A 26,210-nucleotide genomic window follows, 5' to 3' on the forward strand; every position below is an offset into this window, starting at 1 on the left:
TCAACTCACCCCCAGACAGGTCTTCAAGCGGATCAGTCCGTCGCGGATGCGGGACTTGATAGTGGGTACTGCTGCGTTTAGCTTCTCCGCGACTTCGCGGTACGTGAGGCCGCCGTAGTAGGCCAGCCGCACGGATTCCTGTTGTGTATCGGTCAGCGTTTCCAGGCACCGGACCACCGCCTCGGCCTCCAGCCTGCTGTCCACCTCGGTGGAGACGGAGTCGTGGTCCACGTCCTGGCTGCTGGCGCCGTACTTGGCCTCACGGTCGGTGGCCGACTGCGAGGAACGGACCTTGTCCACGGCCCGGCGGTGCGAAATGGTCATCAGCCACGAGAGCGGGCTTCCTGCTTCCGGGTTGAACTTTGCGGCGTTCTGCCATACCTGGAGGAAAACCTCCTGCGTGGTGTCTTCGCTGAGTTCGGGATCGATGAGGACCCGCCGCGCCATGCCGAACACCCTGCGCGATGTCAGTTGGTAGAACTCGGCAAACGCGGCCTGGTCGCCGCCGGCTATGCGGGCGAGCAGCCCGGCCAAGCGCTTGCCGAGATCCGCCGGTGAGTTTGTAACTGCGGCCGGGGCCTCGGAGTTTGGCGCGTTGGGAGTTTCCATCACTACCCAGCATAAGTCGCCCGGCGGTGAAACCTGAGCATCGCGGCCGGTGCTGCCCCGGGGAAAGGGGAGAGCCGACGGCGCCGCCCGCCTCGTCGCTAGCCGTGTCACCTGCCCGCTCCTTCCTCGCCCTGGAATTGCTGTCAGGAGTTATTCGGTGCCGGCAGCCGTCCGGATGGGCAGCGGGCGCTCAGATCTGGGCGCCCGAAAATCCCTGTTGGCGCCAGGCCTCGTAGACGGCAATGGACGCTGCGTTGGCCAGGTTCAGGGAACGCAGGGACGGAAGCATGGGGAGCCGCACCGTGGACGTGACATGCGGATCGCTCTTAAGGTGCTCAGGCAGGCCTACCGATTCCTGGCCGAACATCAGCACATCGCCGGGGCGGTAGGCGATGTCCGCGTAGCTGGCGGTGCCGTCCGAGGTGAAGGCGTACACACGCTCCGGCTGCAGTTCGCGCCAGGCGTCCTCGATGCTTTTGTGGACGGTGACGACGGCGAGGTCGTGGTAGTCCAGGCCGGCGCGCCGGAGCTTGGCATCGGAGAAATCAAAGCCGAGGGGTTCCACCAGGTGCAGTTGGGCGCCGGTTATGGCTGCCAGCCTGATCGCATTGCCGGTGTTGCCGGGGATTTCGGGGGCATGGAAGAGGATTCGGAACACGGTCCAATCCTAGTCAACCAATCCGGGTCAACGGTTCAGTGCCCGCTTCCCAGCGCATGCAACGGTTCAGTGCATGCCGCGAAGCAGCCTGGCCAGCACGGACACATTGACGGTGTTGGGTGTGGGGCCGGAGGAGAGGAAGTGCTTGAGGCCGCGGACCAGGCCTGCCGCGTTCACCACCTGGATGGTTTCGGAGGTGCCGGCTGTTCGCCGGTGGCGGTCGATGACGGGTTCGTGGAGGTTGCCGTCGGCGCTGTGGATGACTGTCCAGCCGGTGACGTTCAGTTCCGGGAAGATGTCCTGCATGGCCCGGACAACGTGGGCCAGTTGCGGCGGCGCGATGGAACGTCCGCCGTGCCTCAGGGTTTGCCCGTCCCAGGCGTAGGCGCCCTTTGGCAGCAGCATGGACCCGATCAGCGCCAGCCGGTAGCCGGACAGGAGTGCGTGGTCGATGTGGCTGTTATCGGCCGGGGACTGCAGGCCGTTGACCAGCCGGGTCGCAGGAATCGCAGGCAGAACCTGGCGGGTGATGAGCTGCACCGTGCGCAGTTCGCGCTGGATTCGGGCCTCGGCGCCAAAAATACCCCGTTTGCGCGGCATCCCGTGGACCTGCTGGCTGGCCTGGGCGAACGGGATGAGCGGCACCGTGCCGGACGCCTCGAAAGCCGCGGCATCGTAGGGCGGGACATAAAGGGGCGGGTCGCCTGCGGTGTTCCGCGGCGTGGTGGTTCTGTGCACTGTGGCCGAGGCATGGCTGCCCGCCGCCGGCGCATCAAAGTGCGGCCCTGCGGCGGAATCGTCGGTGTTGCGGGCGGTTCCCGCGGCGTACGAGCGGTCGTAGGCCTTCCGGCGCGTGGGGTCTATGAGGGTTTCGTATGCTGCCGTCACTCGCCGGAAAGCAGCGGCGTCCCCGCCATGGTCAGGATGGGCCTTCCGCGCGGCCCGGCGGTAGGCCACCTTGATCTCCTGGTCGGTGGCCGTCACGGCGACACGGAGCACCTCGTAGTAGGAGTTGCTGCTCTCGGTCAAGCACTCATCCCTTTTCTTCGCTGGCCAGTCCACGGCATGCAGCCCGGTGGGCCCCAGTTTACGGCCTGCCCACACAACGTCTGCGCACGCCTCAGTGGTTCCCGCGGCCCGGCGTCTAGACTCTTTGAGGATGACGGCAGGCGGGCCGTCCGGGCGAACATATTGGGGTGGACGTGAAGGCGCAGGCGGCTGTACTCGTGGGGGGGGGGCGCTGCTCGGCGTGACAGCAATGGGAGGCTGCAGTGTAGACGTTCCCGATCCGGCCGCCCCGAAAGTGGCGCCAACCGTCACCGCCCTGGCCACCCCTACCATCACCCCGGGCCATGACGCAGAAGCGGTGGCCGCAAAGGACGTGCCGTTCTCCGCTGGCGGTTCCCTGGCCGCCGGGGTCCCCGTGGGGATCTCGGACGGACTCAAGGATGCACCCGGCTGGCAGCAGGTCAAGGAGAACGTGGCCGGCGAGAGTCAATTCGTGAAGTCCGATGGCTGTCTGGTGGCGGCCAAGGTCCGCACCAACCAGGCACCGCTGGCGCTTCAGGACGACAAGGAGTCGAGTGTTGGCCTCTTCACGTACCTGGACCCGACCATCCTGCCCGGCTATCTGAAGACAGCGACGCTGCGGTGGGGCGGTGAGGTTGGCAAGCCGGGGCCATCGGCTGAGGTGCTGGCCCTGGAGAAACCCGGCCAAGCGGGCGTCAGGCCCACGGCCGTTATGGCCCGGGTGTTCGGCACTGCGGCATCGTCGGTCTACATTTCGGTGGCCTGCCCGGACGATGCCACACTGGCAGCCGCCCGGGCCTACATCGCAGAACGCCTCCTGTTGGTTCCGCCGTCGAACTAGCGGTGTCGGTTACTTACCATGCCTGCGCCAGGACCCGGCGGGGGAAAGGCGGTTCAGGGCCAGCGCGCCCACGAGCAGGCCGAAGTCCCGTAAGGCAACGTCGTAGAAGCTGCCCAGGACCAGTAGGTTGATGATGATGCCCAGCAGCCAGACGGCGACCAGCAGGGAACCGAACCGGGGCCGGACGGCCACTGCAATACCGGCGGCGATCTCCACGACGCCGACGATGTACATGAAGCTCTGCGCCGACACGGGCACCACGGAGGTGGCAACCGGCGCGAGGTATATGGTCCAGTCGGCCAGGGTGTTGGTGAACTTGTCCAGCCCGAAGAGAATCGGTGCGACGGTGAACACGGTGCGCAGCAGGAAGAAGGCCTGCCTGTCCGGTGCCATAGCCTGTAGCCGACTGCCTGCGGTGATTTTCGCGTTGGTTGTCATGGTGGACTCCTTCTAAAAGTAGGTATGATTATTTTAGAAAAATTAGCACCATTAAGCAATGGATGTTGTTTTTAGAGTTAGGGGTACAGGGTGCGCAGACTTCCGTGGGGCCGCCGCATGGCGGCCGTGGCTTCCTTGGGCGACGACAAGCGCCGGGAGCTTTTTGAACTGGTTGCCGCTTCCGATGCCGCAGTCGGGCGCGATGAGGCTGCGCTGGCCCTCGGCCTGCCAAGAAGCACTGCGTCCTTCCACCTTGACAGGCTGGTCCAGGACGGACTCCTGGCGGTGGAATTCCACAAGGCCGCCGGGAAGTCAGGTCCTGGCTCCGGGCGGCCGGCGAAGATGTACCGGCAATCAACGAGTGAGGTCGGCGCTTCCGTGCCGGACCGCAACTATGACCTCGCCGCTGAGCTGCTGGTCGCAGCGATCGAGCACTCCACAGCGACCGGCGGAGCCGTGGGCAATTCCCTGCTGGCCGCGTCGTACGGCAAGGGCAAGGCGATGGCCGCCGGCGCCGCAAGCCTGACGGACTTCATGGCGGGGGAGGGCTACGAGCCCAGGCCTGACGGCACCGGCGGCTTTGTGCTGGTGAACTGCCCGTTCCATCGGCTCTCGGACGGGCACCCGGAAGTCGTCTGCGCCATGAACGGATCATTTCTGCAGGGCGCGGCTGCGGCGTGCGGGGAGCCGGAGGAACGTATAGCGCCGAACAGCGAGCCTGGCCAGTGCTGCGCCAGGATCACCCCGCCCTGACACCTGATGGGCCGGGGCCGCGGGTGTGCCGCCCTGGGCGCCGCTAGAATTGAGGCGTGCCCGTCTACCTCGATCATGCAGCCACCACGCCACTTTCCGCCGAGGCGCTGGCAGCCCTGACCCGGGAACTTGCCCGCACCGGCAATCCTTCGTCCCTGCACGGCTCGGGCCGGCGTGCCCGCCGCTCCGTGGAGGACGCCAGGGAAGCAATCGCGAAAGCGGCCGGCGCCCATCCCTCCGAGGTCATCTTTACGTCCGGGGGCACTGAGTCCGACAACCTTGCCGTCAAGGGCCTGTACTGGGCCCGTTCCGGCGAAGACCCGGCACGGCGGCGCATCCTCTGCTCCGCCGTCGAGCATCATGCCGTGCTGGACACCGTGGAATGGCTGGAGCGGCACGAGGGTGCCATTGTCACGTGGCTTCCCGTGGACAGCGGGGGCGTGGTGGATTTGGACGTCCTCGCCGCCGAGCTGGCCCAGGACCCCGGGACCATTGCGCTCGTGACGGTCATGTGGGCCAACAATGAAGTGGGCACTATCCAGCCGGTGCACAGGATTGTGCAGTTGGCGCACGCCGCCGGGGTGCCGGTCCATTCGGATGCCGTGCAGGCCTTCGGCTCGCTGCCGGTTGATTTCAAGGCCTCCGGGCTGGACGCGATGTCCGTTTCCGGGCACAAGATCGGCGGACCGGTGGGAGTCGGCGCCCTCCTGCTGGGGCGGGCCGTCAAGCTGACCCCGGTGCAGCACGGCGGCGGCCAGGAACGCGACGTGCGCTCCGGGACGCTGGACACGGCGTCCATCGCCGCCTTCGCTGCTGCCGCCGAGGCCGCCACCGCACGGCTTGCCGCCGAGTCCGCGAGGATCGCGGCCCTGCGGGACAGGCTCATCGACGGCGTCCTGCAGCGGGTGCCCGAAGCTGCACTCCGCGGCGCCCCGGGGGAGGGTCGGCTGCCCGGCAACGCGCATTTCACGTTCCCTGGCTGCGAAGGTGATTCGCTGCTGTTCCTGCTGGACCTGGTGGGGGTGGAATCCTCCACGGGATCCGCCTGCACGGCCGGTGTCCCGCGCCCGTCCCACGTGTTGCTGGCCATGGGGCTGGACGAGGAGACAGCCCGTGGCGCCCAGCGCTTCACGCTGGGACATGCCTCAACCGACGCGGACGTGGATGCCTTGCTGGCAGCCCTCCCCGGCGCGTACCAACGCGCCCGCCAGGCAGGGATGGCCGGGCATGAATCCTCGATCCAGACTGCGGGAACGGTAGCGCGTCAGGCGTCCTCCGGCAGGAGCTGATCGAGCCCAACGGACCTGTCGGCCAGGCGCTCCGCTGTGACTCGGGTCCTGGCCGAGATGAGGGCCTTGATGGTCTTCTGCGTGCCGGGCTGTGGCTTCCGCGGCCAGTTGACGCTCATCCCGGCCATCACCCTGGAATCCTGCTGCCAGAACGCGACGAACTCCTTGCCCTCCAGTGACCCCCGGATCACCGGCTCAGCGCCCGCCGCCAGGGCCGGGAAGCCCGAGTACTCCATGCTGACGTCGTACTGATCGGTGTAGAAGTAGGGGATGGTGCTCAGGACTGCATCCTGGCCGAGCATGGCCCTGGCGGCCACCTTTCCGCCGTTCAGGGCATTGGACCAGTGCTCGCTGCGGTGGTGCTGGCCGGTGAAGGGGTGCAAGGCGTTGGCGACGTCGCCGGCGGCAAAAATACCGGGCGCGCTGGTCTGCAGGGACGCGTCCGTGAGGATCCCGTTGTCCAGGGTGAGGCCGGCCGCCTGCGCGAGTCCGGTCTCGGGAACCACGCCGACGGCGATGACCACGATGTCCGCAGGGAGCGCCTCTCCGGAATCGGTGACCACCCCGGTGACAGCGCCGCCGTGGCCGGTGATTTCCCGCGCTGAGGCAGGAAGCCGGAAGCTCACGCCGTTGGCTTCGTGGAGTCTGCGGAAGAACCGTCCGAGGTCAGGGCCGATGGCCCCGGCCAGGGGGATCTCGTCCAGTCCGAGGAGCGTGACGTTGTTGCCGTACGTGGCGGCAGCCGCAGCCAGTTCCATACCGATCCAGCCGGAGCCGATCATCACCACGTTCCTGCCGCCCGCCGCCAGGCTGCTGCGCAACCGCCGGCTGTCGTCCAAGGTGCGGAAGGTGGATACCCCGGCCAGATCGCTGCCGGGCACGCGGAGGGTGCGGGGCGTCGCGCCGGTGGCGAGCAGCAGGGAGCCGAATGACAGTGTGCTGCCGTCGTCGAGTTCCACCGTCCTGGCGTCCGGCCGGATGTCCGTGACGCGCGCGCCCAGGCGGAGGCCGACGTCGTTCTCCGCGTACCAGCCTGGCGGCACCACCGGGACGGCGTCCTCGTCAGCCTTTCCCAGCAGATACTCCTTGGACAGCGGCGGCCGCAAGTAGGGGTGATGGCGCTCGGCGCCGATGATGGTCACCCGGCCTTCGAACCCTTCCGCCCGCAGGGTCTTGGCAGCGGTGGCACCGGCCAGGCCGCCGCCGGCAATCACAATTTCCCCCGCGGCCGCAATGTCCTCAGCCATGTCCGTCCGATTCCCGCTGGTGCGTGCTCGAAGTCTAAAACTGTTAATTCTGACTTTAGAAGTGAAGGCCCGCTGGGTCAAGGGTCTTTTGGGGAGGATTCGGCGTGGCGATAGACTGGTGCGGCAGGCATTGTGCTATTCCTGCGGCAGCCGGTTGAACGGCAGCCGCCCTCTGCCGGCATCCCCCGAACCCTAAAGAAAGCCAGCATGCGAGTTCTAGCAGCCATGAGCGGTGGAGTCGACTCCGCCGTTGCCGCAGCACGTGCCGTTGAAGCCGGGCACGACGTCGTCGGCGTTCACCTTGCGCTGTCCAGGATGCCCGGAACCCTGCGGACGGGCAGCCGCGGCTGCTGCACCATCGAGGACTCGCGCGATGCGTGGCGGGCCTGCGATGTGCTGGGCATTCCGTATTACGTCTGGGATTTCTCGGAGCGCTTCAAGGAAGACGTGGTCCAGGACTTCATTGATGAGTATGCTGCCGGGCGGACACCCAATCCCTGCATGCGCTGCAACGAGCGGATCAAGTTTGCCGCCCTGCTGGAGAAGGCCATCGCCCTGGGCTTTGACGCCGTCTGCACCGGGCATTACGCCAAGGTCATCAAGGACGCCGAAGGCAACCCCGAACTTCACCGGGCGGCGGACTGGGTTAAGGATCAGAGCTACGTCCTGGGTGTCCTGACCCACGAGCAGCTCAAGCACTCCATGTTCCCGCTGGCTGACACGCCCTCCAAGGCTGAGGTGCGGGCCGAGGCCGAGCGCCGTGGACTGTCAGTGGCCAACAAGCCCGACAGCCACGACATCTGCTTCATTCCCGACGGCGACACCGCGGGCTGGCTCGCCGAAAAGATCGACATGACCACCGGTGACATTGTGGACGAGACCGGCTCGAAGGTGGGGGAGCACCCGGGAGCCAACGCGTTCACCGTGGGACAGCGCCGCGGCCTGAAGCTCGGCACACCCGCAGCGGACGGCAAGCCCAGGTTCGTCCTGGAGATCCGGCCCAAGGAAAACAAGGTAGTGGTGGGGCCCCAGGCGCTGCTGGCCATTGACGAGATCCGCGGCATCAAGGTCTCGTGGGCTGGTCTGCCCATCGCGGAAATCGAAACGGGCGCCGAGTTTGACTGCTATGCCCAGGTCCGCGCCCACGGAGACCCCGTGCCGGCAACCGCGCGAATGCTGCCCGGCGAGGGTGCACCCCAGCTGCTGGTCACGTTGACCGATCCGCTGCGCGGTGTGGCACCTGGCCAGACAGTGGTCCTCTACCAGGGCAGCCGCGTCTTGGGCCAGGCCACCATCGACGCTGCCCGGTCGTTGCAGCGCGCGGAGCTCTGAGGCGGAGCAATTTACCCCGGTCAGGTAAATTTTGTGTCTCAACTAACAAAAAAGCCGGTTGATGAGTCCGGCGTCTGGTTGAATCTAGGCATCAGGACAGCGCGCTGCCCGCTCAAGCCAAGACACCCATTTGCGGGCGGCGAGCGCGTACTCATCGAACAGAAAGTTCACAGATGACCAAGAGCACTCAAGCCTTGCGCAGCGCACTCGCGCTCGCAGGCGTTTCCGCCTTCGCATTGACGGCCTGCACGGGCCCCTCGGGTGGCGGGGGCGGTGGCAGCACAGCTTCGGAGAATGCAAGCAGCGTCATCGCATATGGCACCACAGACAAAGTCACCGCACTGGACCCGGCGGGCTCGTACGACAACGGTTCGTTTATGGTGATGAACCAGATTTACTCCTATTTGTTGAACTCCAAGCCCGGTGGCGCCGATCCCGTGCCGGACCTTGCCGAATCGTCGTCCTTCACCAAGCCTACGGAATTCACCGTCAAGCTGAAGAGCGACCTCAAGTGGGCCAACGGGCACGTTTTGGATTCCAAAGACGTCAAGTTCTCCTTTGATCGCCAGGTGGCCATCAACGATCCCAATGGACCGGCATCATTGTTGTCCAACATCGATTCCATTGCCACGCCTGATGCCAGCACCGTTGTATTCACGCTGAAGAATGCCAACGACCAGACGTTCCCGCAGATTCTGACCAGCCCGGCCGCGCCGATCGTCGACGATGAAGTCTTCCCGGCAGACAAGCTCCTCAGCGACGAGGAAATTGTCAAGGCCAATGCCTTCCACGGCCAGTACATCATCGACTCCTACAACAAGAACACGCTGGTCAGCCTCAAGGCCTGGCCGGACTACAAGGGCGTGCTTGGAAAGCCCGCCAACGCAGGGGCCACCATCAAGTACTACACCGACCAGACCAACATGAAGTTGGAGGTCAAGGGCGGGCAGATCGATGTTGCCAACCGCAGCCTGAGCGCCACGGACATCGATGACCTCAAGAAGGACTCCAACGTCACGGTCCATGTCGGACCCGGCGGCGAGATGCGGTACATCGTCTTCAACTTCGACACCATGCCCTTCGGTGCCAAGACCCCGGAAACGGACCCCAAGAAAGCGCTGGCCGTCCGCCAGGCCGTTGCTGACCTCATTGACCGCCAAGCCATCTCGGACCAGGTCTACAAGGGCACGTACCTGCCCATGTGGTCCAACGTCCCGTCCGGTTTCGTGGGCGCCAACGAATCCTTCAAGCAGGCCTATGGGGACGGCTCCGGCAAGCCCAGCCTGGACAAGGCCAAGAAGGTCATGTCCGACGCCGGCATCACCGGCCCGGTAACGATCAAACTGCAGTACAACCCTGACCACTATGGCAAGTCATCCGGTGACGAATACGCCATGGTCAAGGACCAGTTGGAGAAGAGCGGTCTGTTCACCGTGGACCTTCAGTCCACCGAGTGGGTCACGTACAACTCTGCGTCGAAGAAAGACAGCTACCCCGTCTTCCAGCTGGGCTGGTTCCCGGACTTCAGCGACGCGGACAATTACCTGACACCCTTCTTTGTGGGCGGTGGCTTCATGAACAACCACTACTCCAACAGCGAGGTCGAAACGCTGATCGCAAAGCAGCTTGTGACGGCTGATAAGGCAGAGCGTGAGAAGACCATACAGGAGGTCCAGAACCTGCTTGCCAAGGACATCTCCACGTTGCCGTTGTTGCAAGGGGCACAGGTGGCTGTTTCGGGGACCAAGGTGAAGGGCGTGGATTCGACGCTGGATGCGTCGTTCAAGTTCCGGCTCGGCACCATTTCCAAGTAACACCTGTTACACCTGCGTAGGAGGTGGGGCCGGCCGGCCCTGCCTCCTACGTGTTGGCTCCACACTTTTCGCTTTCCAGACCAAGCAGGTTCAGCATGGCCACATTGATTGATGCGCCGCCGCCAACTGTAGCGGCCCCCACATCCAAATCCGCGGGAGGTGGCCTCGGGAGGTATATCCTGATTCGCTTCCTGCTCATTTTCCCCACGATCTTCATCCTCGTCACCCTCGTTTTCTTTCTGATGCGGATCACCGGCGATCCCATTACCGCAGCCCAGGGCGGACGCCTCCCGCAGGAACAAATCGACGCCTTGGTTCACCAGGCCGGCTATGACCGGAACCTGTTCATCCAATACATCGAGTACCTTGGCCACATCGCCACCGGAAACTTCGGCCGGACTATTTCAGATGGCCGGCCCGTCATCGAGATGCTCGCGAAATTTGGTGCAGCCACCCTGGAACTGAGCATCAACGCCGTGATGGTGGCGTTGCTCGTGGGAATACCGCTGGGTATGTTCGCCGCCCACAAACGCGACAAGGTTCCGGACGCTGTCCTGCGCATGTTCGCCATCCTTTGCTATGCCACCCCTGTCTTCTTTGCCGGCCTGCTGCTGAAGCTGACATTTTCTGTAGGACTGGGTTGGTTCCCCGTAGCTGGCCGTGCATCCACCACAACGGAATTGGCGATGGGCCGGCTGGCAGCGCCCACTGGCGTCTACTGGCTGGACGCCCTTCGCAGCGGCAATCTGGCAGCCTTTGGCGACATCGTCCACCACGCAGTCCTGCCGGCCGTCGCGCTGGGCCTATTGACCGCGGGCGTCTTCCTCCGTCTGGTCCGCACCAACGTGATCGGCACGCTGGGCAGGGACTATGTTGAGGCAGGCCGGTCCCGAGGTGTCAGTGAATACCGCCTGGTGACCAAGCATGCCTACAAGCCTGCGCTGATCCCCATCATCACGGTGATGGGTTTGCAGATTGCCCTGCTGCTCGGCGGTGCGGTGCTGACCGAAACCACCTTCGAGTGGAAGGGCCTTGGCTATCAGCTGGCGCAGTACCTTACCGCGCGTGACTTTGTGGCTGTCCAGGGCATCGTGATGCTGCTGGCCGTCATTGTGGCGATCACCAATTTCGTGGTGGATATTGCCGCTGCCCTGATTGATCCGCGAGTGAGGTACTGATGGGCACCACAGTTTTGGAACCGAAAAAGAAGTCCTTGCTGAACCGGCTTCCGGTCTCGTCCCACATCCGCCAGAGCGTTGGCCTGCAACGGACCATGCTGCTCATCGGCGTCGTCCTTTGCGCTGTTTTTGTGGTGGCCGCGATATTTGCGCCGGTGCTGGCGCCCTACGGGTATTCTCAGATTTCCGATGACGCCGGTTCTTTCCCGGCGCAGGCCGAACCCGGTGGCAAGCATCTGATGGGAACAACCGTGGGCGGATACGATGTGCTGTCCCGGATGATCTGGGGATCGCAGACAGCCATGGCGGTGATTGTTGCTGCCGTGTTGATGTCCATCTTCCTGGGAGTGTTCCTCGGACTGGTGAGTGGCTACTTCGGCGGCTGGCTGGACCGAGTGCTGGTGGTGATTGCTGACGCGATTTACGCCTTCCCGACACTCCTCGTGGCTATCGTGATGTCGATTGCCATCAATAAGGGACAGTCTGGCTTCTGGGGCGGAATCCTCGCCTGCGGGTTTGCCATCACGGCAGTGTTTGTACCGCAGTACTTCCGGGTGATCCGTGCTGAAACCATCCGGCTCAAGGCTGAACCGTTTGTGGAATCCGCCCAGGTTGTTGGCGCCTCAAGCGCCAGGATTATTAGCAGGCACATCTTTTCCAACGCGACCCGGACCCTGCCGCTGATCTTTACGCTCAACGCCTCCGAAGCCATCCTCACTCTGGCAGGCCTGGGCTTCCTCGGTTTCGGTATCGAGCCAAGCTCCGCCGCTGAATGGGGCTTTGACCTGAACAAGGCGATGTCCGACGCCTCCTCAGGCATTTGGTGGACCGGCGTGTTCCCCGGCCTCGCCATCGTGCTGACGGTGGTTGGCCTGACCCTCGTGGGTGAAAGCATCAACGACCTGAACGATCCGCGCTTGCGCGGACGCAAGGCTGCCGGCGCCAAGGGCGCCCCGGGACCATCAACCGCGGCCGCGCAGTCTGCCATCGCAGCGAATGTGAGAGGACTGTGACCATCAATATTGATTCGGCATCTGACCGGTCCAGGCCGGCAGACCAGCCCGTACTGGAGATCGACCACCTCAAAGTCACGTTCGCCACCGATGGCGGAGACGTCTACGCCGTGAAGGATGTGAGCCTGGACGTCCGCTCCGGCGAGGTCCTGGCCATCGTGGGCGAATCCGGCTCGGGCAAGACCGTGACCGCGAAAACCATCCTCGGGCTGCTGCCGGAGACAGCCACCAGCGGCGGGGCTGTCCTGATCAACGGGAACAACGTGATCAGCGTCAGCGCCGCGAAGCTGAGGCAGATCCGTGGCCGCGATGTGGCCATGGTGTTCCAGGAGCCCTCCACGGCACTGAACCCGGTGTTCACCGTGGGCTGGCAGATCGCCGAGGGCATCCGTGCCCACGCCGGCGGGGCCGGCGGGAAGCGGGTCTCGGCCAAGGACGCGAAGGTCCGTGCCATTGAGGCGCTGCGCAAAGTGGGGATCCCGGATCCGGAGCATCGGGTTAACTACTATCCGCACCAGTTCTCCGGCGGCCAGAAGCAGCGCGTGGTGATCGCCGCCGCGCTGGCCCTGAACCCGGGACTGATTGTCGCCGATGAACCCACCACAGCCCTGGATGTCACCGTCCAGGCCGAAATCCTGGAGCTGCTCCGGGACCTCCGGGACAAGTACGGCACCTCGATCGTGCTGATCACCCACAACATGGGCGTGGTGGCCGATCTCGCGGACCGCGTAGTGGTGATGTACCAGGGTGATGTGGTGGAGGAGGCGCCGGTGCGCGTGCTTTTTGCTGAACCCAAGCAGGATTACACCAAGAAGCTGCTGGCCGCCGTGCCCCACCTGGGCCGGAACTCGGCGTCGGAGGGCCTGCGGGAACGCGCCCACCAGGGTTCACCGGTGCTGGTGGAGGCAACCAACCTGACCATCGAGTACCCCGGCAGGCTGGGAACTCCGGCCTTCAAGGCCGTGGACGGGGTCAGCTTCACCGTGTCCCCGGGCGAAGTCTTTGGGCTGGTGGGCGAATCCGGCTCAGGGAAAACCACCATCGGCCGGGCCATCGCGGGCCTGAACCGGACCACGGGCGGCAGCCTGAAGGTACTCGGCTACGAGATGCTGAACCTCAAGGAGCGGACGTTCAAGCCCCTCCGGAAGAATATTGGCTTTGTGTTCCAGGATCCGGCTGCGTCCTTCAACCCCCAGCTGACCATCGGCGACTGCGTAGCGGAGCCCATGATCATTCACACCAACCCGAGCCCGGCGCAGGCGCGCAAACGCGTTGCTGAGCTGCTTGAATCAGTGCAGTTGCCGGCGTCGTACGCCCAGCGGTACCCGCACGAGCTGTCCGGCGGCCAGCGCCAGCGGGCGTCGCTGGCGCGGGCACTGATCCTGAACCCGCGGTTGCTGATCGCTGACGAGCCGACGTCGGCCCTGGACGTTTCGGTGCAGGCAAAGGTCCTGGAACTCTTCAAGGAAATCCAGGCCGAGTTCGGGTTCGCGGCACTGTTCATCAGCCACGACCTCGCGGTGGTGGACATTCTGTCCCAGTGGGTGGGCGTCCTGTACAAGGGCAAGCTGGTGGAGCAGGGTATCGGCAGCCAGGTGATGGGCGCGCCGCAGCACGACTACACCAAACGGCTGATTGCCTCGCTGCCGGTCCCTGATCCGGACGAACAGGCACGACGCCGGGAAGCGCACCGGGCGCTGCTGACCCAGTAGGCACCACCAGCGACCCCACAGTCGCGGCATCACCAGACGGACATCCCGCCCCACCAGGCGGGGTGTCCGTCCGCCGCTTAACACCGGAAGGATTTCTCCGGACGCCCCATAGACTTGGACCATGACGCAGCAAAACCACGATGTTCCCGACACCGACACCTACGATGCCGCCGCGAGTTCGCTGGCAGGCCACGTGGACAACTCGGTGATGGCGGAACTGCTGTCCATCCGCTCCAGCATCGACAACATCGACGCGACCCTGGTGTACCTCCTGGCCGAACGGTTCAAGGCCACCCAGAAAGTGGGCTTCCTCAAGGCCGCGCACCGGCTCCCGGCGGGGGATCCAGGCCGGGAATCCGCCCAGATCGCCCGTCTCCGGCGGCTGGCGGAGGATGCGCACCTCGATCCCGCGTTTGCGGAGAAGTTCCTGAATTTCATCATCGGCGAGGTCATCCGCCATCATGAAGCCATCGCCGAGGACCACCAGGCCGCTGCAGAGTGGAAGTAACATCCACCGGGCTTGGGCCCTGGCCGGGGGAGGACCCCGTGGAGGCTGCCCGCATTATCCGCGGCGAGCTTGGAAGCCCGCACCTGCCGTTCCTGGCAGAGCTTCCGGACCGTGGAGTCGGTTCCGACGCCCTGGGGCGGACGGCCGCACTCCTGGTTGAAATGGCCGTGGATGTCCAGCCGTACGGCTGGCGGCTGGTGGACCGTCCGGGCAAGGATTTCCGCCGGGCCGCGTCGGCCCTGTCCACCGACATCAACGTCCTGGCAGATGTCGCCGGCGCCGAGGACACCCCGGCCCCCGAACTCAAGGTCCAGCTGCTGGGACCGCTGGGTCTTGCCGCCGGGCTGCACCTGCACAACGGCGAACGGGCACTGATCGACTACGGCGCACGCCGGGACATTGCCGACTCGCTTGCCGCAGGGGTGGGCGGCTACCTGTCCCGGATCTCCAGCGCCGTTCCGGGCGCACGGCTGGTGGTCCAGGTCGATGAGCCTGATATCGCCGCCGTACTGGCCGGCACCATTCCGACGTCGAGCGGTTACCGCACGCTTCGGGCGGTGGGTGGCCAGGAGGTCACCGAGTCCTGGCAGGTGGTGATCGACGCGCTGCGCGCCGCGGGTGCCGCCGAAATCGTCATCTCCGTGCCTGAAATTGAGGCCCCCATCGACCGGATCATGGCCGCCGGTGCCGACGGCGTGGCCGTGCCGCTGAGGGCCCTGACCACACGGCAGTGGGAGCAGTTGGCCACGGCAGTGGAGGCAGGCAAGCGGATCTGGGCCGGCGCCCTGGACGTCAGCCGCGGCACACTGCCCAGGGTGGCCGACGTCGTGGAGTCCGTCTGGCGGCCATGGCACGAGCTGGGGCTCCCGGCGTCGTCCCTGGGCAGTATCCGGGTCACCCCCTCGTCGGGACTTGCCGGCCACACGCCGGCCACCGCCACAGCAGTGCTGGGCCGGCTCACCCAGGTGGCCGACGGCCTGAACCAGCGCGCGCACGGCTGAGCGGGCGAACGGCTGAGCGGGCCCACCGCTCAGCCGTGCGACGCAAGACTTCTATGTCCGGTTTTCCCAACGGTCCGGCTGGGCGTAGCGGGGCAGGAAACTCTGCGCCGAACTGCCGCCGATGTAGGGACGCAGGCAGTAGTCAAAACCGCCCGCATAGACCAGGACCAGCCCGATCTGCGGCTGGATGACCTTGACCTGGATCCGGTGCTGTCCGTGCTCGCCTGCGGCGCCGTCCCACCACTGCTCGGCGTAAGCCCTGGCATCCACGGTGGCCGGTAGCGGCAGGCGGAGGGGGCCCAGGAACAGCCGCGAGGCTTCGGAAACGCCGCGCAGCCTACCCTCGTTCGTCACACTGAGCTTGAGGTCGGTCACCATGCGCCGGAAACGGCCCAGGTAGTCCACCAGCCGCGGGCCGCCGTCGGAATCCATGAGGCTGGTGGTGTCCTGGAATATCCGCAGGTTCCCGGGGAAACGGATTTCCCGCCGGGCAGTCAGGCTGGAGCGGCCGAACGGATCCTGGTGGGCATGGTTTTCAATCCGGAAGGGGATGCCTTCCCCGTAATCCGGGAAGAACGCGTCCTCCCCGGAGGTCAGCTTGAGCAGCGGCCGCAGCCACGCCTGCCGGCAGCCCACAACGTCGAACACGCCCTCCCCGACGCCGTAGTGCCCCGAACCGGGCGCCAGCGAAAAGTACTCCTGCAGCTCAGGCTGCAGCCGGTGGAAGTCCTCGCCCAGGGCCTGCTGGTAAATAGGGACGTTCATGGTGACCTCCTGGACGGTACCGTCAGCGGCGCTGCAGTAATTCACAATCTACCGGCCGCCTTGAGCCGGATGTACATGTCGGCAAGCTGTGGCGGCAGCTGGTGTGGCTCCGCATCCACCACTTCCACCCCGTGGTGCCGGAGCTCGGCGCTGACCGCCGCCCGTTCCAGGAGTACGCGTTCAGCCGCTGCCGCCCGGAATACACCGGCGGCGTTCTCACGCTCCCGCAGCATCTGCCCCAGCATGGGATCACGGACGGCGGCCACCACCACAACGTGCTGCTGGGCGAGCTGTGCGGCCACGGGAATGAGTCCTTCCTCCGGCGCCCCGCCGTCCAACGCCGTCAGCAGCACCACCAGGGACCGGTGGGCGGAGACCGCCCGGATCTGGCCGGGGAGGCTGGACCAGTCAAGCTCGATCAGTTCAGCTTCGAGGGGCGCCATTGCCTGCACCAGCTGCCCCAGGAGGTTGCCGGTGGTGGCGGAACCGGCTCTGGCCCGCGGACGGCGGTCGTAGGCAAGGAAATCCACCCGGTCACCGCCACGCTCTGCCAGCACCGCCAGCAGGAGCGCCGCTTCGATGCCTGTATCCAGCCTTGGTTCGTCCTCGATCCTCGCCGCTGACGTGCGGGACGTATCCAGCATGATCACCACGCGCCGGTCGCGTTCCGGGCGCCAGGTGCGGACGACGACGGCGGACCGGCGGGCGGTTGCGCGCCAGTCGATGGACCGGACGTCGTCCCCGCGGACGTAGTCACGCAGCGAGTCGAATTCGGTGCCGGAACCCCGGATCTGCACGGCGGCCTTGCCGTCGAGTTCGCGGAGTTTCCTGAGCTTCGAGGGGAGGTGCCTGCGGGAATGGAACGGCGGCAGGACCCGCAGGAGGCCGTCACAGTCAAACGTGCGCTGGCGTGCCGCGAGCCGAAGGGGTCCATGGGAGCGCACAGTGACGTGCCGGGCGCCCACGTCGCCACGGCGGACCGGCTGTAGCCGGACGGTCATCCGGCGGCTTTCCAGGGCGGGGATATCCAGGTCCTGGACCGGATTCACAGCCCCGGCAGACGGCTGCCACGCGTCTCGAACAGTGGCGCGCAAGCGTCGCCGGCCACTGTTGCGCAGCGTGATGACCGAAGCGGCCGTGCCGTGCAGCGTCACGTTGCCGGGCTCGGCGCGCGTGACGATGATGGCCCGCGGGGAAGCGGCCAGGCCAAGGTCCAGGCCCAGGAGAGCAGCGAGTGCCACGACCACGCCCAGGACCGTTCCTCCGCGAGGAAACAGCAGCACCGGCACCAGGCCCAGCAGTGCCAGCACGACGAACCGTCCGGAGAGTGCCATGTGCAAGCGAATCAGCGGGGGACCGGGACGGACGCCAGGATGCTGCCCAGGACATCGTCCACGCGGACCCCGTCCATCTGGGCATCAGGCTGCAGGGCCACCCGGTGGCGCAGGCACGGCAGCGCCAGTGCCTTGACGTCGTCCGGGGTGACGAAGCTGCGGCCCGACAGCCAGGCCCAGGCGCGGGCCGTATTAAGCAGTGCAGTCGCGCCGCGGGGCGAGACGCCCAGCTGGAACGACGGCGCCTGCCGGGTGGCGCGCACGAGGTCCACGATGTAGCCGATGATTTCCCGTTCGACGGCAACGGTGGCCACAGCCTGCCGCGCCCGTTCGAGGTCCTCGGCGCCGGCCACCGCCCGGACACCGGCGGCAGCAAGATCCCGGGGATTGAAGCCGGCTGCGTGCCGCCGGATCACTTCCACCTCGTCAATCCGGCTGGGCAGCGGCATGGTGAGCTTGAGCAGGAACCGGTCCAGCTGGGCTTCGGGCAGGGGATAGGTTCCCTCATATTCCACGGGGTTCTGGGTTGCCGCCACCAGGAAGTTCGCCGGCAGCGGCCGGGACACCCCGTCCACCGAGACCTGCCGCTCTTCCATGGCCTCCAACAGGGAGGCCTGCGTCTTCGGGGGCGTCCGGTTGATTTCGTCGGCCAGCAGGATGTTGGTGAAGACCGGCCCCTCGCGGAAACTGAATTCCGAGGTGTGCGAGTCATAGACCAGGGAACCGGTGATGTCGCCGGGCATCAGGTCAGGGGTGAACTGTACGCGTTTGGTGTCCAGGCTCAGCGCGGCGGAAAGGGCACGGACCAGGAGTGTCTTGGCCACACCGGGCACGCCCTCGAGGAGAACATGCCCTTGGGAAAGCAGCGCGATCAGGAGTCCCGTGACGGTGGCATCCTGGCCCACCACGGCTTTGGCAACCTCGTGGCGGACATCCAAAAGCGCCTGCCGGGCGGGATCCAGCGTCCGCGGGGAGGAATCCATGATCTGCGGGGCGCCGTACGCTTCGTTCATCGGGTTCTGACCTCGTTCTCTAGTTTGTCCAGTTCCTGTGACCATTGCACCAGCCTGGTTGCGGTACCGGGGCGTTCTTGGATCAGGCTGCTGATATCTCTGACCGGCCGGCCCATGTGCCGGGCCACTGCCTGCACCACGTCGTCGGCAGTGGCCTGGGATCCGACTCTAAGGGCTTGCGCCAGACGAACCAGGGTGCCGGCCCGAAGGTTGTCCCGTGCCCGGTCAAGTGCGTGGGAATCCTGATAAAGGCGCGCGCGGCCTTCGGCGGTCTCCACGGCCTTGACCACCACGGGGAGTGGTTCAAACACGAGCGGGCCGAGGCGGCGCCCGCGCCACACAATGGTCAGCACGGTCACAAAGACCAGCCAGGGCCCCAGGAATGCCACCCAGTCAGGGGCGAGGTCATCAAGTGTCTGCGTTGACTCCGCAGCGGCCGCGTCGCCCAGTCCGGGCAGGTACCAGACAACGACTTCTGAGCGGCCCAGCGTCCGCAGGGCCAGTGCGGCATGGCCGTGGCCGGCAAGCCCGCCGTTGTTGAGGAGGGCGGTGCTGCCCAGGACGGTCAGGCCGCCGTCATCCGTGCGGGCAAGCAGCCCGGCGGTGCTTCCCGGCGGGCTGAAGCACACTGTGCCGCCGTCGTACAGGAATCCGCCGGTTCCGGAGACAGCACCTGCCGCCGCGGGATCGGTGAGATCGCAGCCCGGTTCCAGGAGCGCCGTTGACTCAGGCACCACACCGGCCTGGCTGATGCCGGTATCGAGGGCCTTCAGCGTGCCGAGCCGCGGCGTCACCAGCACTACGCTACCCGCACTTGCGGCCAGCTCGTCCAGCCGGGATTGGTCCAGGAATCCGCTCCGGTCGTACAGGAGGAGGGTGGCACCCGGCCGGTCCGCGAGTGCTGCCGTGGCGGAGTCAAAGGAGTCAACATCCTGGACCTCGACACCGTGGCGGCCCAGTATCTCGGTGACCGCCCTGGCGCCGCCCGGCCCGGCGTTATGCACGGATAAGGGCAGGGAATCGCCCTTTGGTGCGAGTTGGGTGGAAATAACCACCGCCAGTCCGACGGCGGCCGCCGCGCCGATCGCTGCCCCGCCGCGGTGCCGCCGGAGCCAGGCACGGGCACCGGACACGGCACCGGCGCCGGACCCGGACCCGGATCGGAGTGCCGGGGCGGAACCCGGCTGCGCCTCCGGTGCACCCGACGTCGGAAGTTTGGGCGTCAAAAGATCCGGCGAAGGGTTCTGCATCGTGGGACCCTGCGTCATCGCGGAACCGCCGGTTCGTTACGTTCAGCGGGCAGGGCGGCGCTCGCCGGCGTGAGGGACTGCAGGGCAATGTCCAGTTCGCGCACCGCGGCAAAGTCAGCCTGGCCTGCGGACTCATTTCCGTAGCGGATCCCGTCGAAAGTCCGCGCAGCTTCCGTCAGGCGGCCGGCCTCTGACGGAAACGGTGTGGCCAGTTCGTGCGCCACCTCGTCCGCGGTCCGGCCCGGCCGCGCGTCGAAAAGCGTTCTGTCCTCGGCTGTGCGCACGAGCGCACGGAAACAGTCCACGATGGCGGCGCTCCAGTTGCCGGCCGCGGCAGCGGCCGCCGCGCGCCCACGGTAGGCCTCGGCACTGACTGTTGTGCCGGCGTCGAATACGTCTCCGGCACGCTTGGCCTTCGCGTTGAGGCGCGGGCGGGCCAGGACGACCGCGGCGCCGATCAGCACGGCGATGGCCACACCGATCCACGGCGCCGCCACGGTGGTGTCCGGGCCGGAGCCGCCGTCCAGGGACCGCAGCCAGTCCAGGATGTCCGCCCACACAGTGTCCAGCCAGCCGGGGGCCGCGTCACGGTATTCCGGCTTGGCGAGTTCTTCTTCGGCCCAGCGGCGGGCCTCGTCGCGGCCAGGCAGGACCGGTGGTTCAGCGGCCATCCGGCCATGCCCCGCCGGGCGGTGCCCCGTAGGGCGGCAGCGGATTTTGGCCGCGTCCCGCCCGGTAGACCGGAACGCCTCGGCCCGGGACGCCGTCGGGATCTGCTCCGGATTCCAGCAGCCGGAGCAGGGCGATATCCAGTCCGTCCCGGCGCATCCTGAGGTCGAGGTAGAGCAGCGCCATCACGGAGGTCTGGAAGGCAAAACCCGCTGCGGCGACCACTGCGGTAACGACCGCGGTGGCAACGCCCGCCACCACGGCCGCCGTCATGGCCTGCTCGGAACCGCCGTGGGGTGAGACCACTCCGGTGTAAAAGCCGGTGAGCAGCGTGACGGGAATCATGACGACCTGGGCGATGACCCCCACCATGATGCCCACCACCAGCGTGATGCCCAGGAGCCGCCACCAATTGCTGCGTGTCAGTTCCCAGGAGCGCCGAATGCCGGCCATCGCACCGAGTTCCTCCACGACAACGGCGGCAGGGGCCACCATAAGCTTGATGTAGACCCATACGTACAGCACAAAGCACACCAGCCCAAGCGGGATGAGGATCAGGGCGCCCACTCCGCCGACGGTGCTGACCAGCAGCACTGCCAGCGCCAAAAACAGCAGCGCAACGAGGAGCCCGCCGCCCACCAGCAGGGCCGCAAGGCGGATCAGGGCACCAGCGCGGGACCGCGCCAGGGTCCACATCTGCCTGAAGCCGGTGGGGCGGTTGAGGACGGATCTGGCGACCGGAACCACCATGGCGCCCTGCAGCACCGCGGACAGAAAAACGGTGAGCACCGAGACGAGCAGGATCCCGGACGCGAAGGTCACCACCAGCGGGACCAGGTCCTGCTCCGTCAGGCCCGCCGCCCAGGCTTCAAGTGACGCCGCGGACGTGGCGGAAAATGAACTGAGAACTGCCGTGAGCACTGCGGCGAGCGTCTGCGCCAGCAGCGCGGCGCCCAGCATGGCTTTGGCGTTGCGCCTGATCGCCTGGAAGGAGCCATCCAGGATCTCGCCGAACATCAGTGGCCGCAGGGGAACGATGCCGGGTTTGGGCGGGGCAACATAACGCGGCTGCTGGTAGGGCGGCGGAGCGCCGTAGGGATTGTGCGACGGAGTGTCCCAAGCCGGCGGGCCACCCGGAGGAGGTCCCCAAACCGGCTGGCCGCCCCAGGGCTGCTGTGCCGGGCCGGGCTGCTGCCCCCACGGAGGCTGGTTCCCTGGCGGCTGGCCTTTCCCAGCCTCGCCGGCAGGATGCGGCTGCTGCATGTTCGGATCCTGGTGTGGCACCCTGTTCCTTCCCCCGTGCGGGACTGTCCGCGTCTTGCCAGCCTATAGTTCCGGCGTCGGGCGGCATAGCGTGGCGCCATGCCGTAAGGCCGTTCAACAGGACAAACCCTGTTCAATAAGGGAATATATAACTATGAAGGCACGCATTCTGGTAGTTGACGATGACGAAGCGCTGGCCGAAATGATTGGGATTGTTCTGCGCAATGACGGCTTTGAGCCGGTTTTTTGCGCCGATGGCAGCCAGGCGCTGGATATTTTCCGTTCATCGAAGCCTGACCTCGTGCTGCTTGACCTGATGCTGCCCGGCGTGGACGGCATCGAGGTCTGCCGGCAGATCCGCTCCGAATCGGACGTGCCCATCGTCATGCTCACGGCCAAGTCGGACACGTCCGACGTCGTCCGCGGCCTTGAGTCCGGCGCAGACGACTACGTACCCAAGCCGTTCAAACCCGCCGAACTCGTGGCACGCGTGCGTGCCCGCCTGCGGCCCGGCGACCAGAAGGCGCCTGAAACGCTGCGGATCGCTGACATCACCATCGACGTGGCCGGCCACACCGTGAAGCGTGCCGATGAGCGGATTTCCCTCACGCCCCTGGAGTTTGACCTCCTCGTAGCCCTGGCGCGGAAGCCCTGGCAGGTGTTCACCCGTGAGCTGCTGCTGGAGCAGGTCTGGGGCTACCGCCACGCGGCGGACACCCGGCTGGTCAACGTCCACGTCCAGCGCCTCCGGTCAAAAATTGAACGGGATCCGGAAGCTCCCGAAGTTGTATTGACGGTTCGTGGTGTCGGCTACAAAGCAGGATCCTGAGCCCTCAGGACCAGAAGCGCACCGCGCCCCGGACCTTCCCGCAGCCAAGGGCCCGGAGCACACGGATGCGCTGCCGTTGGAGCTGGCAACGCTGCCATTCCGGGCACGGATCTGGCGGCGCCGTGGAGTAATCGTGGGGCTACGGGTGGGCCGCCTTGTCCGTCTCGGCGTGACCCGTTTCTTCCCTGCGGTCCGGTTTGCCGGGCGGGCCATGCGTCGACGCTGGCGCCGGTCCCTGCAGTTCCGGACAGTTCTCACCACGCTGCTGTTGGCCGTGACATCCTTTGGCGCCGTGGGCGCCTACCTGTCCAACCAGATCGCCAACAACCTGTTCCAGGAGCGCCTCACCCAGGCGGAATCCGAGACCCGTTACTACGTCAAGCAGGTCCAGGAGACGTTCGACGGCGCCCAGGTCACCGACCAGTCCAGCGTCATCACCCTGGTCTACGACACTTTGAACGCAGTGGAGGGCCGCGGCTCCGTCATCCAGCGCCGCTACGTTTTCGAAGCCAAGCCCGAACAGACCAAGCCCCGGAACCGCTGGGTGGAGTCGCGGGCGTCGGACCAGCTGACCGTCAGCGTCATCCCGCCTGCACTCCGTACGGCGGTACAGGATTCAGGCAAGGACCAGTACTGGGCCTCCACCGTGATTCCGGTAGGTACCGAGGACAGGCCGGGCATCGCCGTGGGCAACCTGGTGACCTTCAACGGGACCGTGTACGAGCTCTACCTGATCTATGACGTCAACACCGCCCAGCAGACGCTCGACGAAATCCAAGGCGTCCTCCTGGCCGGCGGCGCGGTGCTGGTGCTGATGATCGGGGCCATCGCCTGGTATGTCACCCGCAATGTTGTCAGCCCCGTCAGCCACGCTGCCCTGGTGTCGGAGAAGCTTGCGGCCGGCCAATTGCAGGAGCGGATGGTGGTCAAGGGCGAAGACGAGGTTGCCCGTCTCGGGGCATCGTTCAACCACATGGCCGCCAGCCTCCAGGAGCAGATCACCCAGCTGGCCATGTTGTCCCAGATGCAGCAGCGGTTTGTCTCCGACGTCTCCCACGAGCTCCGCACGCCCCTGACCACCGTCCGGATGGCCGCGGAAGTGTTGTACGACGCCCGCCACGATTTCGACCCCATCAACAAGCGCTCGGCCGAACTCCTGTACAACCAGGTGGAGCGGTTCCAGTCCCTGCTGGCCGACCTGCTCGAGATCTCCCGCTTCGACGCCGGCGTGGCCATGCTCGACGCCGAGCCCGAGGACATCCTGCAGGTGATCGCCCATGTCATTGACGGGGCAGCGCCCGTCGCGGCCGAATACGGCTCGGAGATCATCCTCCGGGCTCCCGCCGTGGGAATTGTCGCGGAGATGGACGCCAGGAGGATCGACAGGATCCTACGGAACCTCATCCTGAATGCAGTGGAGCATGGCGAAGGCAAGCCGGTCACCGTGACTGTCTCAGCCAACCAGTCAGCAGTGGGAGTTGCAGTCCGGGATCAGGGGATCGGCATGACCCCGGCCGAGGCCGCCCGGGTCTTTGACCGGTTCTGGCGTGCGGATCCGGCGCGGGCCCGCACCACCGGAGGCAGCGGACTGGGCCTGTCCATCGCAATGGAAGACACCAAACTCCACAACGGCTGGCTGCAGGCATGGGGAAACAAGGGTAGAGGGGCCAACTTCCGGCTGACCATTCCGTTGCGCCAGGGCGAGGAGATCGACCGCTCACCTGTGCAGCTTGAGCCGGAAGACATCATCCTCCCCGACGTCCCACATTCGAAAAACATGCTGGTCCTGGGGCCCGGCCCCACTGGGGCGCCTGATGTCCCCGCTGGCGGCGGGCGTGGCCAGGGCGCCGGGCGCACCCCTGCCGGGACGGGCGCAACACCGAAGGAGTCTTCATGACGGGACGAAAAGTGCGGGCGATGCTGAAGAGGAGCGTTGTGCTGTTCGTCGTTGCCCTGGTGCTGGCCTCCTGCGCGCGCATTCCCACGGCCGGGCCGGTGGGGAAGAGCGCGGAAGGCAGCGCCGGCAACGTCAACGCACCGGTGTTCCTCCCGGCCGCTCCCCAGCCCGGCGCTACTCCGGAAAACATCATTGATTACTTCTACCGTGCCGGTACCGGATACGAGGGGGACTACGCGGTGGCCCGCGAATACCTGACGCAGGCAGCGTCAGTATCCTGGAAACCCGACCAGCGCGCGCTGGTGTACCGCGAGGCGAAAGTGGTGGGCACCGGCGTCGACAACGTCTACAACTACCAGCTGGACGTTGCGTACAGCGTGGATGTTGACGGCATCGCCACCCAGATGCCCGAAGGCACCATCGAGAACATTCCGGCCACTCTCACCCAGGTGGACGGCGAATGGCGGATCTCAGAGATCCCGGACGGAACAGCGATCCCGGAGGAAACCTTCAAGGTCATCTACGGCGCCTACCCTATCTACTTCTACGATCCCAGCTTCACCTATGCCGTGCCTGACGTCCGCTGGTTCATCAAGAACAAGACGGTCAAAGCCATGACCAGTGCGCTGCTGGCCGGCCCCGCGCCGTACCTTCGCGGCGCGGTGGTGAGCGCCTTCCCGTCCGGCATCAAACTCGCCCGCGAATCCGTTCCGGTGGTGTCCGGCGCCGCGCAGGTGGACCTCACGGCCAAGGAACTCACCGAGGCGTCCACGGAGGACAGGCTCCGGATGCAGACGCAGCTTTCGCTCACGTTCCGCAGCCAGCCCGACGTCGTTAATGTGGAGTTGCATGCCAACCAGGACCTGGTCCGCGTCGAAGACAACGGTTCGGTGTTGCCCCCGGTGCGGGACAAAAACGTGCCGGTCCGCGAGATCGCCGTCAGTGGCAATGAGCTGGTTCGCTACGAAAACAACAGGGTGTCCCCGCTGCCGGATATGCAGCCAGTTTCATCGCTCGGGCCCCGCTACCCGTCGGAATCCCCGGTGTCCCAGACCATTGCGTTCCTCAACGAAAGCCGGACGACGCTCTACAGCATGGTGCCGGGACAGCCCGCCCGTGCGCTGACAACGCGCAGCACCATTACGCACCCGTCCTTCAGTATTCATGACTGGGTGTGGGCCGCAGGGCCGGGAGCTACCGGCGGTACGGAGGTGGTGGCCTACCGGCCCGTCGGAGTTGCCGAAGGTGCCGCCGTTCCCACCGTTACGCTCACGCCGTCGTGGTTGGCCGGAAGAACCGTCAAGGAGCTGAGGATCTCCCGCGAGGGCGTCCGGGCGCTGGTCATTTCGGAACAAAACGGCAAGACGAAGGTGCAGATTGCCGGGATCATCCGGAACGCCGACGGGACACCCCGGGAACTGACTGCCCCGATCACCCTGGTGGCTTCCGGTGACCCGGACCAGGGCGTCTGGGTGAACGACACAACGGTCGCCGTGATGAAAGCCTCGGCAGGCTCGAACGTCACGCCGGAGCTGCTGTCCCTCACCTCCGGACAACCCCAGCAGTTGGCGCCGTGGCCCGGCCTTGTGTGGCTCAGCGCCGGCAACGGGCTGGAGGAAATTTACGGCCAGTCGGCCGAGGGCATCTTCCAGCGGCTCGGCAACGGCTGGTCGCCCCAGCTGAAGGGCCCCATTGACCCCTCATTCCCTGGGTAGCTTTCCACATAGCGCGGACCAGCGGTTCCGGGGCTGCGATACGCAGGCCACCA

General features: G+C 66.0%; 24 protein-coding genes. 13 read left to right on the forward strand and 11 right to left on the reverse strand.

What is annotated here, in order from left to right; all coding sequences use genetic code 11:
* The 3 genes from NG698_RS07380 to NG698_RS07390 form a co-directional block, all read right to left on the reverse strand.
* Positions 1 to 609, reverse strand: coding sequence for a sigma-70 family RNA polymerase sigma factor (locus NG698_RS07380; protein ID WP_252598251.1), 609 nt, complete (start codon positions 607 to 609; stop codon positions 1 to 3).
* A 190-nt stretch (positions 610 to 799) separates the two neighbouring features.
* Entirely contained in the window at positions 800 to 1,267 is a 468-nt protein-coding gene (locus tag NG698_RS07385) for a tRNA (cytidine(34)-2'-O)-methyltransferase (RefSeq protein WP_252598250.1), read from the reverse strand.
* 66 nt (positions 1,268 to 1,333) lie between these two features.
* On the reverse strand, positions 1,334 to 2,296 hold the full coding sequence (locus tag NG698_RS07390; RefSeq protein ID WP_252609043.1) for a J domain-containing protein: 963 nt from the start codon (positions 2,294 to 2,296) through the stop codon (positions 1,334 to 1,336).
* A gap of 229 nt (positions 2,297 to 2,525) precedes the next feature.
* Between NG698_RS07390 and NG698_RS07395 the strand changes: the two genes are divergently transcribed.
* Complete coding sequence (locus tag NG698_RS07395; protein ID WP_252609095.1) at positions 2,526 to 3,137, forward strand: hypothetical protein; 612 nt, start codon at positions 2,526 to 2,528, stop codon at positions 3,135 to 3,137.
* Positions 3,138 to 3,146: 9 nt separating this feature from the next.
* Here the strand turns inward: NG698_RS07395 and NG698_RS07400 are convergent, their stop codons facing one another.
* Entirely contained in the window at positions 3,147 to 3,575 is a 429-nt protein-coding gene (locus NG698_RS07400) for a hypothetical protein (protein ID WP_252609045.1), read from the reverse strand.
* Positions 3,576 to 3,665: 90 nt separating this feature from the next.
* Between NG698_RS07400 and NG698_RS07405 the strand changes: the two genes are divergently transcribed.
* Complete coding sequence (locus NG698_RS07405) at positions 3,666 to 4,328, forward strand: helix-turn-helix transcriptional regulator (RefSeq protein ID WP_252598247.1); 663 nt, start codon at positions 3,666 to 3,668, stop codon at positions 4,326 to 4,328.
* A gap of 56 nt (positions 4,329 to 4,384) precedes the next feature.
* A complete protein-coding gene (locus tag NG698_RS07410; RefSeq protein ID WP_252598246.1) occupies positions 4,385 to 5,617 on the forward strand; it encodes a cysteine desulfurase family protein in 1,233 nt (410 codons plus the stop codon).
* Here NG698_RS07410 and NG698_RS07415 read toward each other — a convergent pair.
* Entirely contained in the window at positions 5,593 to 6,864 is a 1,272-nt protein-coding gene (locus NG698_RS07415) for an NAD(P)/FAD-dependent oxidoreductase (protein ID WP_252609047.1), read from the reverse strand. The genes NG698_RS07410 and NG698_RS07415 overlap by 25 nt on opposite strands.
* A gap of 207 nt (positions 6,865 to 7,071) precedes the next feature.
* Between NG698_RS07415 and mnmA the strand changes: the two genes are divergently transcribed.
* The 7 genes from mnmA (at position 7,072) to NG698_RS07450 (ending at position 15,422) form a co-directional block, all read left to right on the forward strand.
* Positions 7,072 to 8,196, forward strand: coding sequence for a tRNA 2-thiouridine(34) synthase MnmA (gene mnmA / locus NG698_RS07420; RefSeq protein WP_256470865.1), 1,125 nt, complete (start codon positions 7,072 to 7,074; stop codon positions 8,194 to 8,196).
* A gap of 173 nt (positions 8,197 to 8,369) precedes the next feature.
* Positions 8,370 to 10,010, forward strand: coding sequence for an ABC transporter substrate-binding protein (locus NG698_RS07425; RefSeq protein WP_252598244.1), 1,641 nt, complete (start codon positions 8,370 to 8,372; stop codon positions 10,008 to 10,010).
* Positions 10,011 to 10,105: 95 nt separating this feature from the next.
* Positions 10,106 to 11,188 carry an ABC transporter permease gene (locus tag NG698_RS07430; RefSeq protein WP_252598243.1) on the forward strand — a complete coding sequence of 361 codons (1,083 nt, stop codon included), beginning with the start codon at positions 10,106 to 10,108 and terminating at the stop codon, positions 11,186 to 11,188.
* Positions 11,188 to 12,201, forward strand: coding sequence for an ABC transporter permease (locus NG698_RS07435; RefSeq protein WP_252609049.1), 1,014 nt, complete (start codon positions 11,188 to 11,190; stop codon positions 12,199 to 12,201). The genes NG698_RS07430 and NG698_RS07435 overlap by 1 nt, the downstream gene beginning before the upstream one ends.
* Positions 12,198 to 13,913, forward strand: coding sequence for an ABC transporter ATP-binding protein (locus tag NG698_RS07440; protein ID WP_252609051.1), 1,716 nt, complete (start codon positions 12,198 to 12,200; stop codon positions 13,911 to 13,913). The genes NG698_RS07435 and NG698_RS07440 overlap by 4 nt, the downstream gene beginning before the upstream one ends.
* Before the next feature lie 121 nt (positions 13,914 to 14,034).
* Positions 14,035 to 14,421, forward strand: coding sequence for a chorismate mutase (locus NG698_RS07445; protein ID WP_058931921.1), 387 nt, complete (start codon positions 14,035 to 14,037; stop codon positions 14,419 to 14,421).
* Complete coding sequence (locus NG698_RS07450) at positions 14,412 to 15,422, forward strand: uroporphyrinogen decarboxylase/cobalamine-independent methonine synthase family protein (protein WP_252609053.1); 1,011 nt, start codon at positions 14,412 to 14,414, stop codon at positions 15,420 to 15,422. Before NG698_RS07445 ends, NG698_RS07450 begins: the two co-directional genes overlap by 10 nt.
* Positions 15,423 to 15,473: 51 nt before the next feature.
* On the opposite strand, the gene NG698_RS07455 is transcribed toward NG698_RS07450, so the two are convergent.
* The 6 genes from NG698_RS07455 to NG698_RS07480 are packed head-to-tail and all read right to left on the reverse strand — an operon-like array spanning position 15,474 to position 21,716.
* Positions 15,474 to 16,187: a DUF4166 domain-containing protein gene (locus NG698_RS07455; protein WP_252598239.1), complete on the reverse strand. Its 714-nt coding sequence runs from the start codon at positions 16,185 to 16,187 to the stop codon at positions 15,474 to 15,476.
* A gap of 41 nt (positions 16,188 to 16,228) precedes the next feature.
* Positions 16,229 to 17,521: a DUF58 domain-containing protein gene (locus tag NG698_RS07460; protein ID WP_252598238.1), complete on the reverse strand. Its 1,293-nt coding sequence runs from the start codon at positions 17,519 to 17,521 to the stop codon at positions 16,229 to 16,231.
* Positions 17,522 to 17,532: 11 nt separating this feature from the next.
* Positions 17,533 to 18,534: an AAA family ATPase gene (locus tag NG698_RS07465; RefSeq protein ID WP_374209926.1), complete on the reverse strand. Its 1,002-nt coding sequence runs from the start codon at positions 18,532 to 18,534 to the stop codon at positions 17,533 to 17,535.
* Positions 18,531 to 19,784, reverse strand: a complete 1,254-nt coding sequence (locus NG698_RS07470; RefSeq protein WP_252609055.1) for a DUF4350 domain-containing protein — start codon at positions 19,782 to 19,784, stop codon at positions 18,531 to 18,533. Before NG698_RS07470 ends, NG698_RS07465 begins: the two co-directional genes overlap by 4 nt.
* A gap of 14 nt (positions 19,785 to 19,798) precedes the next feature.
* On the reverse strand, positions 19,799 to 20,455 hold the full coding sequence (locus NG698_RS07475) for a DUF4129 domain-containing protein (protein WP_252598236.1): 657 nt from the start codon (positions 20,453 to 20,455) through the stop codon (positions 19,799 to 19,801).
* Complete coding sequence (locus NG698_RS07480) at positions 20,445 to 21,716, reverse strand: DUF7847 domain-containing protein (RefSeq protein ID WP_252598235.1); 1,272 nt, start codon at positions 21,714 to 21,716, stop codon at positions 20,445 to 20,447. The genes NG698_RS07475 and NG698_RS07480 overlap by 11 nt, the downstream gene beginning before the upstream one ends.
* A 154-nt stretch (positions 21,717 to 21,870) precedes the next feature.
* Between NG698_RS07480 and mtrA the strand changes: the two genes are divergently transcribed.
* From mtrA to NG698_RS07495, 3 genes are all read left to right on the forward strand, one after another.
* Positions 21,871 to 22,545 (forward strand): MtrAB system response regulator MtrA, encoded by a 675-nt coding sequence (gene mtrA, locus NG698_RS07485; protein ID WP_056343773.1) that lies wholly within the window; start codon positions 21,871 to 21,873, stop codon positions 22,543 to 22,545.
* Between the two features lie 133 nt (positions 22,546 to 22,678).
* On the forward strand, positions 22,679 to 24,442 hold the full coding sequence (gene mtrB / locus NG698_RS07490; protein ID WP_374209979.1) for an MtrAB system histidine kinase MtrB: 1,764 nt from the start codon (positions 22,679 to 22,681) through the stop codon (positions 24,440 to 24,442).
* A complete protein-coding gene (locus NG698_RS07495) occupies positions 24,439 to 26,157 on the forward strand; it encodes an LpqB family beta-propeller domain-containing protein (RefSeq protein WP_252598234.1) in 1,719 nt (572 codons plus the stop codon). Before mtrB ends, NG698_RS07495 begins: the two co-directional genes overlap by 4 nt.
* Positions 26,158 to 26,210 lie beyond the last annotated feature (53 nt).

It is taken from the genome of Pseudarthrobacter raffinosi, assembly GCF_023913735.1.
Lineage (GTDB): Bacteria > Actinomycetota > Actinomycetes > Actinomycetales > Micrococcaceae > Arthrobacter > Arthrobacter raffinosi.